8 protein-coding genes are annotated in these 9,273 nt (G+C 51.7%); 6 read left to right on the top strand and 2 right to left on the bottom strand.

The window, feature by feature from the left end; genetic code table 11:
• Together PW844_RS03245 and PW844_RS03240 are read left to right on the top strand one after the other, a co-directional pair.
• Positions 1 to 537 (top strand): zinc-binding dehydrogenase (locus PW844_RS03245; RefSeq protein ID WP_299447173.1); only part of this gene is annotated, 537 nt, incomplete at its 5' end.
• Positions 537 to 1,391 (top strand): tagatose bisphosphate family class II aldolase, encoded by an 855-nt coding sequence (locus PW844_RS03240; RefSeq protein WP_299447170.1) that lies wholly within the window; start codon positions 537 to 539, stop codon positions 1,389 to 1,391. The genes PW844_RS03245 and PW844_RS03240, both read left to right, overlap by 1 nt.
• Positions 1,392 to 1,616: 225 nt before the next feature.
• On the opposite strand, the gene PW844_RS03235 is transcribed toward PW844_RS03240, so the two are convergent.
• Positions 1,617 to 2,531, bottom strand: coding sequence for a LysR family transcriptional regulator (locus PW844_RS03235; protein WP_299447167.1), 915 nt, complete (start codon positions 2,529 to 2,531; stop codon positions 1,617 to 1,619).
• 551 nt (positions 2,532 to 3,082) lie between these two features.
• On the opposite strand from PW844_RS03235, the gene PW844_RS03230 reads away from it, so the two are divergent.
• Both PW844_RS03230 and PW844_RS03225 read left to right on the top strand, forming a co-directional pair.
• Positions 3,083 to 4,285, top strand: a complete 1,203-nt coding sequence (locus PW844_RS03230) for an MFS transporter (protein WP_299447164.1) — start codon at positions 3,083 to 3,085, stop codon at positions 4,283 to 4,285.
• Positions 4,282 to 5,136 (top strand): SDR family oxidoreductase, encoded by an 855-nt coding sequence (locus tag PW844_RS03225; protein ID WP_299447161.1) that lies wholly within the window; start codon positions 4,282 to 4,284, stop codon positions 5,134 to 5,136. Before PW844_RS03230 ends, PW844_RS03225 begins: the two co-directional genes overlap by 4 nt.
• Positions 5,137 to 5,490: 354 nt before the next feature.
• Here the strand turns inward: PW844_RS03225 and PW844_RS03220 are convergent, their stop codons facing one another.
• A complete protein-coding gene (locus tag PW844_RS03220; RefSeq protein WP_299447159.1) occupies positions 5,491 to 6,339 on the bottom strand; it encodes a GGDEF domain-containing protein in 849 nt (282 codons plus the stop codon).
• 734 nt (positions 6,340 to 7,073) lie between these two features.
• Between PW844_RS03220 and PW844_RS03215 the strand changes: the two genes are divergently transcribed.
• Together PW844_RS03215 and PW844_RS03210 are read left to right on the top strand one after the other, a co-directional pair.
• Positions 7,074 to 7,613, top strand: coding sequence for a sugar dehydrogenase complex small subunit (locus PW844_RS03215; protein ID WP_299447156.1), 540 nt, complete (start codon positions 7,074 to 7,076; stop codon positions 7,611 to 7,613).
• Positions 7,614 to 7,632: 19 nt separating this feature from the next.
• Positions 7,633 to 9,261, top strand: a complete 1,629-nt coding sequence (locus tag PW844_RS03210; protein WP_299447153.1) for a GMC family oxidoreductase — start codon at positions 7,633 to 7,635, stop codon at positions 9,259 to 9,261.
• Positions 9,262 to 9,273 lie beyond the last annotated feature (12 nt).

Here is a 9,273-nt window from a genome sequence, read left to right as displayed (position 1 = left end):
ATGCAGTGTGCTAAAGCTCTGGGCGCGCGTTCGGTAACCGCCATCGATATCAATCCCGAACGGCTGGCACTGTCACTGGAACAGGGAGCGGATTATGTCTTCAACAGCGCAGAGATGTCAGCGGAGGAGATCAGACAGGCGCTGGAACCCCGTCGTTTTGAACAGTTGATTCTCGAAACGGCGGGTACACCACAGACGGTGGAGCTGTGTATCCAGATCGCCGGTCCGCATGCACAGATTGGGCTTATCGGTACATTGCACCGGGATTTGAAACTGAACAGCGGCACGTTTGGCCTGATTTTGCGCAAAGAGTTAAAGGTGCTGGGCAGCTGGATGAACTACTCCGGTGAATGGCCTGGTGTGGAATGGCAGCAGGCTACACAGCTGTTTGAGCAGGGCAAAATCGACCTGTCAGCATTGATTGCCGTGCAGGGCGGTGCAGATGAGTACGCCAGGGCAGTCACGGCGCTGCAAGGTAAACCGATGAGCGGCAAGATCATGCTGGATTTCTCCGGCAGTGAAGGAGGGCAGCCATAATGTATCTGGTATCCAATCGCGCGATGCTGCTCAAAGCGCAGCAGGGAGGCTATGCAGTTCCTGCTTTTAATGTCCACAATCTGGAAACCGTTCAGGTCATTGCTGAAACTGCGGCACAGATGGGGTCGCCAGTGATCATGGCGGGCACCACGGGCACCTATAAGTATGCCGGGTTGAATTATCTGGTTGCCATCTGCCAGCAGGCGGCGCGTAAGTATGATCTGCCCATCGCACTGCATCTTGATCACCATGAAAATTTTGACGATATCGGGATTAAAGTGAAAGCCGGTGTACGTTCGGTGATGATCGATGCTTCGCATTTTCCTTTTGAGCAGAACATTGAAAAGGTGGCTGACGTGGTACGCCTGTGTCATCGCTATGATGCGAGTGTCGAGGCCGAGCTTGGCCGCCTGGGCGGTCAGGAGGACAACATCCTGGTGGACGAGAAAGACAGCATTTTTACCGACCCGCTCAAAGCCGCCGAATATGTGAAACGCACGGGTATCGATTCACTCGCGGTGGCCATCGGTTCTGCACACGGTATGTATCAGGGGGAGCCGAAGCTGGATTTTGAACGGCTGGCGCAGATCCGTGACCGGGTTGGTATCCCGCTGGTGCTGCACGGTGCCTCAGGTATTCCTGAAGCGATGCTGCGCCGGTCGATCGAGCTGGGGATATGCAAAGTCAATGTCGCCACTGAACTCAAGATCGCCTTCTCAGACGCGGTAAAAGCGTTCTTTTATCAGCACCCCAATGCCAATGATCCACGGGAGTATATGGAACCGGGCAAGCAGGCAATGAAGCGGGTGGTGCAGGAGAAAATTCGTATGTGCGGCAGTGCCGATAAACTCTGAAACACGCACCCGGACAAAGAAACATACCAGTAAGGATGGTCCGGGTTGCCGTTTATTGACTGCTCCCCGCCGTAAACGGCGGGGATTCTCAATTCACAGTGTCGAACCTATGCCACACTCAGCGGTTTAGGATTTACAGACTCTCCAGGGGCTAATACTGCCAGACCAGCAGCTTTGATATTTTCTCCTGACCGGCTAAGCCTGCATTTTTTTCCTCTGTTCTGCTTAAATCTCTTCCTTCAGCACATCGATAAGCTCCCGCAGACCCTGCGGTATGCGGCGGTGACCAGGATAATAAAGATGCATAGCAGGCTCGGTCGGCGACCATTCAGGCAGAACAACCCTCAGACTGCCATCACGAAGATAGGTACTCACACGGTCTTCAAGACAGTAGGCGATACCGGTGCCTGCGAGGGCCAGTTCTATCGCCAGCGCAGTTTCACTAACGCAAATCTGCCCGGGAACATCAATCACGCGATAATCATCGCCACGACGAAACTCCCATTTATAAATGGTGCCCTGGCCGGTACGCATTTGCAGACAGGAATGTAAGCGGAGATCTTCAGGAACGGCAGGCGCAGTACGGTGGTAAAGATAACGGGGTGAAGCCACTGCCACCCATTTCAAATCGGGGCCAAGCCGCACTGTCGCGAAATCTTCTGGCACAGTATTGCCGAAGCGTATGCCTGCATCGAATCCCTCTGACACGATATCCACCATCCGGTCATCCACGCTGATTTCAACTTCAACGTCCGGGTACAGGCTGATGAACTTTGGCAGATGGCGGGCAATGATGAGTCTGGCTCCATCGCTCAGTACGTTGAGACGCAGGCGGCCAACCGGTCGGTCGCGCATACGGTTGATATCATCCAGCGCTTCACCTATTTCACGAAATCCCACCTCAAGCCGTAGTGCCAGGTTGGCGCCCGCTTCCGTTGGCGCAACGGTACGACTGGTCCGGTTCAGTAACCGCACACCCAGGCGCGTTTCCAGATTACGCACAGAGTGACTGAGTGCGGACGTACTAATCCCCAACTCTACCGCTGCTTTAGTGAAACTGCGTAGTCTTTCGACTGCTTTGAATGCGTTGAGGTCCGCCAGGTCGCTACGCGAGAGTCTGGCAATGGGTCTGACTGGCATAATTAACATCCTAATGTTGAGCCAGATTAAATGCCCCGTACTAAATAACGCAACTCTGGCCAGATTTTAGCGTGTTAAGTTTAGATTTATTCATAAATACGATGCAACCGATCCTCTGCCTTTGTAAAAATCTAACCGGAGAACGCTGGACCGGCTTGTGGCGCCGGCAAACAATGGTTATGTATCAGGACAGTATCAGATCGGAAATAGGGCACTTTACGTCAGTAACGGCACCGGAATCTGGAACGGTTTTCTCCTCCGGCTTGGCCAGCGTTCAGAAATCACGCTTATCACCCTGCGGTCAACAACCCGCATGTCACTATTGTTGAGTTAAATTCACTGAGCCATGGGTTCTGGCTAAACAATTAACCAGAGCAGCGGGTTTATAGTGTATTCCAACTCATCGATACCAATGTAATGCCATCACCCATGGCGGTACTGATTTTGCACAGCCCGATCAGGCTGAGGACTGTGGTCATCGTACAGCAGTTCTTTTTATTTCAGTCCCTGCCAATGGCTGGCATTGCTTCCATTGGGAGACGACAAACGTTATGACAGATCAGACTTACCCTGCAGAACTGGACAGAGTACAGCCACCCGCAGGGATATTACCCGCCATGCTGGCGCTGGGAGCCGGTGGATTATGCATTGGCACCGGCGAATTCTCTCCCATGAGTTTGCTGCCGGATCTGGCGCAAGGCACCGGTGTTTCCGTTCCGGCGGCGGGGGCCTATATCAGCGCCTACGCAGCAGGCGTGGTGGTTGGCGCACCGGCGATAGCCATCCTGGGTGCACGCTGGCCGCGCAGAATTTTGCTGCTGGCGTTACTGCTCATTGCGCTGGCCGGTTATGCCTTTAGCGCTGCAGCCTGGAATTATAGTTCTCTGCTGATTGCCCGCTTTATTTCAGGGTTGCCACACGGTGCATGGTATGGCGTTTCCGCGCTGGTTGCGGCGTCAATGGTGCCGTCTGATCAGAAGGCACGGTATATCGGTTACGTGATGCTGGGTCTTGCTGTAGCCAACGTAGCCGGGGTTCCTCTTGTCACCTGGGTGGGACAATCGCTGGGTTGGCGCATGTCTTTCGCGGTAGTGACCGTGGGTATCGTCCTGACGGCGGTGATGGTGAAACTGTTTGTTCCGTCAGTTCCGGCTGATGGTGGAGCATCACCATTGAAAGAGCTGGGGGCGTTGCGCAGCCCGCAAATTCTGATGACGTTCGGGGTAGCCTCGGTCAGTTTTGCCGGTATGTTCGCCGTTTATAGCTTTATCACCCCGGCCCTTACCGAAGTCAGCGGTTTCGATCTGAAATGGGTGCCGTGGATCCTCGTGCTCTGGGGTGTTGGCATGGTTACTGGCAATGTGATTGGCGGGCGTCTGGCGGACCGGGCCTTGATCCCGTCGGTCTTTGGCATGATCTGCTGGAATATACTCGTGCTGGGCCTCTTCGCACTTGTTGCTGAATGGAAGGTGCCGGTGTTGATCGCGATTTTCTTTCTCGGTAACGGATTCGCGCTGGTGCCTGCGCTGCAGTCTCACATGATGAATATTGCGGGTGACGCGCAGACACTTGCCTCTTCACTGACGCATAGCGCATTTAATATTTCCAATGCGCTGGGGGCCGCCTGCGGCGGACTGGCAATTGCCGCAGGTGGCTCCTGGATTTCCACAGGTTGGGTTGGCGTGGTGTTCTCAGCAATAGCGCTGTTGCTCATGTACCTCTCGGTTCACATCACCAGAAGGAGTCAGAAATGACAGATTCAGTCATCGCAGCCGGCCGCGTGGCGGTCATTACCGGTGCGGCAAAAGGTATCGGCGCGGCACTAGCCCGTCGTTTGAGCAGGGAAGGGATGCGGCTAAGCCTGTTCGACAGAGATGAAACGGCGCTACAGGTGCTGGCAGCCACCTTAGGGACGGAATGCTGTCTTGTCACCGGCGATGTGACCAGCGTTGATGATCTGACCCGCCTGCGCGATAAAACGCTTGCAGCATTTGGTGAGATCGCTCTGCTTATCAATAATGTCGGTATTAAAGCGGGCGGTGGCCCCTGGGATTCTCCCGACAAATGGCGCAACAACTTCGAAGTCAATCTGCTGTCCGCTGTGACCCTGCAACACCTGTTTGTGCCGCTGATGCTGGCGATGGAACAGACCGGTGCGATTGTTAACCTCGGTTCAAAGGAAGGGATCACCACTCCGCCCGGCAATGCCGCCTACAGCGCGGGCAAGGCTGCCATTAAGGTGTTAACCGAGCAACTCGCCCATGAACTTTTACAGGTGACATCTGGGCGTGTGACGGCACATTTGCTGGTTCCGGGTTTCACCTGGACAGACATGAATTTCCCGGGAATGAATGAGCAGGCCGACGCTAAACCTGATGAAGCCTGGACATCGGGCCAGGTGGTGGATTATTTCCTTGAACATTTCACCGCCGGTGATTTTTACATTATCTGCCCGGATAACGCGGTGTCTTCTGATCTGGACCGGAAGCGAATCACCTGGGCATTACAGGACATGGTTGAGAACCGTCCGGCACTGTCCCGTTGGCATCCGGACTGGAAGGAAGCGTTCAACCGCTGGATAAATTCACCTGGCAGCCAGTTATGATGACACTGGCGGAGGAGAAGGTGGCTTATCGCTCAGGCGAATCCGCACTGACAGGGGTTCTCGTTTATGGTCGGGCCGTCTCCGAACCCTGCCCGGGTATTGTTATGGGACCCACTATTATACGGACTGGCATAAAGGCGATTATTAATCTCCCACTGTCATGGTAACGCTGACTGCAGCTGAATTTGGTTGCCAGAGATACGCTGGCAATCAATTATTCACACTTTCCCTTACCTTGCCTCAGGCATTGAGCGTGAAATAATCGTTTCAATGGATAGTTTGATTTATAAACTATGGCTGGTTAAATCAGTTTCGGGCCTGTTTAGGAATGTCCTTATAATTCTTCATTCGTTCTTAACTGATTTCCAGGAATCTCTTCGAAACCGAATAATAGGTTATTTTATTTTTTCCGTTATGTTTAGATTGGTACAAGGCTGAATCAGCTGCGGATAACACGCTGGAAGTGGTTTGATGGTCCTTCTTTTCAGACACACCGATACTGACTGTGACTAAGGTGCCTTCGATGGAGATCAGGGAGATGGAATTTTTTATTTCTTCAATGATGCTATTCAGGTGATCATTTCCGGTAATGATGACTGAGAACTCTTCTCCACCGGAACGCGCGATAAATGTTTTGTCATCAATGAAACTTTTAAGAATGGCACCAACCTGTCTGAGAACACTGTCTCCCATATCATGACCGTACGAGTCATTGATTTTCTTGAAGTCATCAATGTCCATGATGCAGATGACACCCGCAGTATTTTCAATTTCCTTTAACTTTAAGTTCATATGACGTCTGTTGGGAAGGCCGGTCAGCTCATCTGTCAGAGACAGGCCTACGACAGATTTATACCGTTCGTTGACAAAGTTGATAAAGTTGTTAAATGAATAAATAAAGAGCAGGATGGCCGGTGCATACAGCACAGCAGCGATAAGAGCGGTTGTATCCCTGTCAATGACTTTCAGACCGCCGGCCATAGAGGCCAGAGTGGAGTTTAACAGGAGGAAAAGCCCTATTCTGAACGTGGTGAAATGTCTTTCCTGTAAGTAAATTTTGAATGATCTTCTTATAAACCAGGTGAGCAAGAAAACCGTTAGGAGATTAATTATGAAATAAACATTAATATTTGATGTTTTTTCTTTAATGATCGCCAGTAGCACGATGACTGAGCCCAGAGTAAGCGCATAGGAAATTACCATCCTGTACAACATGCCTCTGGAACTCCCAACTTCATGAATTAATTTACTGTGTAACCTGGAGGGCATTTTTCCACCTGAACTAAATCATTTCTTCGTTAATCTATAACATCGAAGGCAATTATAAAAGTTAATGCTTTGTAAATAGGAGTCAAGCATAAAATGCGGTTTTCTTTGATTGAGACCGTTTTGAAAAAATGACTTTAAGCGATCGCGTTCAGGTAGGTACATAATAGAAGAATAAAATGGAATATTCTCTGAATGGTTTATTTTTTCCAGATGCGCCAGCTGTAATTTAATCAGAGGGATAAGGCATATATGACGGGAACACGCCTTTCGAACACAGCTTTTTCAAAAAGGAACGAGTCAGGACAGTGAAATGAATGTATATCTGAAAAGATTGCTGATGAGCAGGATGTACCTCATTCAGCATCAGGCAATTGCTGTTTGTGCGGTACACCTGAACCTTGCAATAACTCCGCGTCTGGCTGCTCACCAAACATCCGATACATTCATTTTCTGAACAATCTTGCTCAACGCTGACGAAAAAATTTCATTTCGTATGGAATTTGTTTAACTTTCATTTAATATATTAATAACTATCGCAACTATGAGTCATTTAATTAACGTTGCGTTTCGTTATTGTTAATAGAAAATCAATGAGTTAGGTCTGAAGTGAAGTTTTCCGCTGCAAATCTGTGGCGGTATTGAGTTATGTGAACAGTCAGGGAATCAACATGTTACAGTCAGACGATCTTTCCATCGGAAAGGTCCAGCTCTCACGCCGGAAAGTGCTGCTTTCCGGTGCAGTGATCATTGCCAGTGGTCTGGTTACCTCGGTACTACCGTCGTTTGCGGTTGCACAACCGTCACCAACCTTTTCCCCGTTTATGCAACTTTCTCGTCTGCTGGTTAACCATCAGCTCGATGACGCCGTGGGTCAGCGCATGTTGACGTTACTGGAAAGTGAGGAGAGCGGCTTGCTGGAAAAACTTAACCAATTGCTTGCCATTGCCCGCGCAAATAAGGCCAGTATCGTTGAGGATTTCTTCCCGGCGATTCCACAGGGTGCGTTACAGGAGCTGGCGCATAAAATCATCTTTGGCTGGTATACCGGCAGCCTCGCTCCTGTACGTACCGCCAAAACCTTCGCCTATGAACAGGCTCTCACCTGGCACACAACGCTGGATGTGATCACCATACCGTCTTACGGCATCAGTGGTCCCAATAACTGGCAACGTGCGAACACTCCGGTCCTTCCTGTACCGCAATTCTGAATCTGATAAGAAGACAATTATGGCAGCCCCAAATCAGTCACCTGTGGTGATCGTTGGTACCGGCGTGGTCGGTGTGGTGATCGCTGAACAACTACTGGATGCTGGCATTCCGGTGCTCATGCTGGAAGCCGGACCACGCGTGTCCCGCGCTGAAATCGTGGAAAACTTTCGTAATCTGCCGCTGGCGGCGAAAGGCAATCCGATTGAATGTTATCCCTCACGTGAGTGGGCTCCGCACCCGGAACCCGCTGGTGCGGGCAAAGGTTATCTGCAATTAAGCGGTAACGATTCCTACGCGCAAAGCTATGTGCGCTATGCCGGTGGTTCCACCTGGCACTGGGCAGGTACCTGCTGGCGTTTAACCCCGGCCGATATGCAACTACACACCCGTTACGGCGTGGGGCGCGACTGGGCCTTCGACTATGACACCCTCGAACCTTATTACGCGCGCGCCGAGTACAAACTGGGAATTTGCGGCCCGGACGATCCGGCATTGCAATGGCCACCGCGACGATCGAAGCCTTATCCTATGCCTGCGTTACCTTTTGGTCCGGGCGAAGCGCGTTTTACCGAGGTCGTTCACGAGAAGCTGGGGCTGCATAACATTCCGACGGCTCAGGCACGCAACAGCGGCACCTCTTATGACGATCGTCCTGCCTGCTGCGCCAATAATAACTGTGTTCCGGTTTGCCCGGTCGGCGCTAAATATGATGGTGCTACTGCGTTGTCACGTCTGGAAGCCAAAGGGGCCACCATTGTTGATAACGCCGTGGTCTGGCGCATTGAAACCAATGCCAGCAATCAGATTGAAGCGGTGCATTACTATGACCAGCATCGCCAGACGCATCGCGTCAGCGGCAAACTGTTTATCATCGCCTGTAACGGCCTTGAAACGCCCAAGCTGTTGCTGATGTCGGCGGATAGCCGCAACCCGAATGGCATTGCCAACAGCTCTGATCAGGTTGGCCGCAATATGATGGACCATCCACAAATCACCATGACGGTGACGCTGGAAGAACCTTATTGGGCGGGTGTGGGGCCGGTAGTCAACAGCGGTATTATGGAAACCTCCCAGGGGGATTTCCGCTCCCAACATGCCGGAGCGTACTTCCGCTTTAACAATTTCGCCCGCAACCGTTTTGTCACCTTTGGTGCCTTACAAAAAGGGCTGGTCGGCAAAGCACTGGATGAAGAAATTCGCCGTATGACCGCCTGCACTGCCGATATCGTGCTGGCGCATGAGATCCTGCCTGACGCCAATAACCGCCTGACACTGTCAGATAAAAAAGACTGGCTCGGCTTGCCAAAACCGGCGATTCAATACGACGTGGGCGACTATGTCCGCCGTTCTTACAATGACTACTCCAGACCGATTGCCGAACGCATTGCCGATGCGATGGGCGCTATCGACAGGAAGTTTTCGAAACAGTTTAACCAGAGTAAGCACATCATGGGTGGCACCATCATGGGGCACGATCCTGCCAGTTCGGTTGTGGATGATGTCTGCCGTGCGCACGATCACCGCAACCTGTTCCTGCCAGGCGGTGGCGCAATGGCGAGCACCGCCTGTGGCAACAGTACCCTGACGATGGTGGCGCTGGCGTTCAGAGCCGCTGATGCCATCGTACAACAGGCGCAGGAGGTGTGAAGATGCTGAGAT

Source organism: Pantoea sp. (assembly GCF_028283705.1).
Taxonomy (GTDB): Bacteria; Pseudomonadota; Gammaproteobacteria; order Enterobacterales; family Enterobacteriaceae; genus Pantoea.
This window is presented reverse-complemented; position numbering and strand designations above follow the sequence as displayed.

Excerpts from the sequence above, each read along its gene's own strand:
- PW844_RS03240 (WP_299447170.1), top strand. The coding sequence starts at position 537 with ATGTATCTGGTATCCAATCGCGCGATGCTGCTCAAAGCGCAGCAGGGA.
- PW844_RS03235 (WP_299447167.1), bottom strand. The coding sequence starts at position 2,531 with ATGCCAGTCAGACCCATTGCCAGACTCTCGCGTAGCGACCTGGCGGAC.
- PW844_RS03230 (WP_299447164.1), top strand. The coding sequence starts at position 3,083 with ATGACAGATCAGACTTACCCTGCAGAACTGGACAGAGTACAGCCACCC.
- PW844_RS03225 (WP_299447161.1), top strand. The coding sequence starts at position 4,282 with ATGACAGATTCAGTCATCGCAGCCGGCCGCGTGGCGGTCATTACCGGT.
- PW844_RS03220 (WP_299447159.1), bottom strand. The coding sequence starts at position 6,339 with ATGGTAATTTCCTATGCGCTTACTCTGGGCTCAGTCATCGTGCTACTG.
- PW844_RS03215 (WP_299447156.1), top strand. The coding sequence starts at position 7,074 with ATGTTACAGTCAGACGATCTTTCCATCGGAAAGGTCCAGCTCTCACGC.
- PW844_RS03210 (WP_299447153.1), top strand. The coding sequence starts at position 7,633 with ATGGCAGCCCCAAATCAGTCACCTGTGGTGATCGTTGGTACCGGCGTG.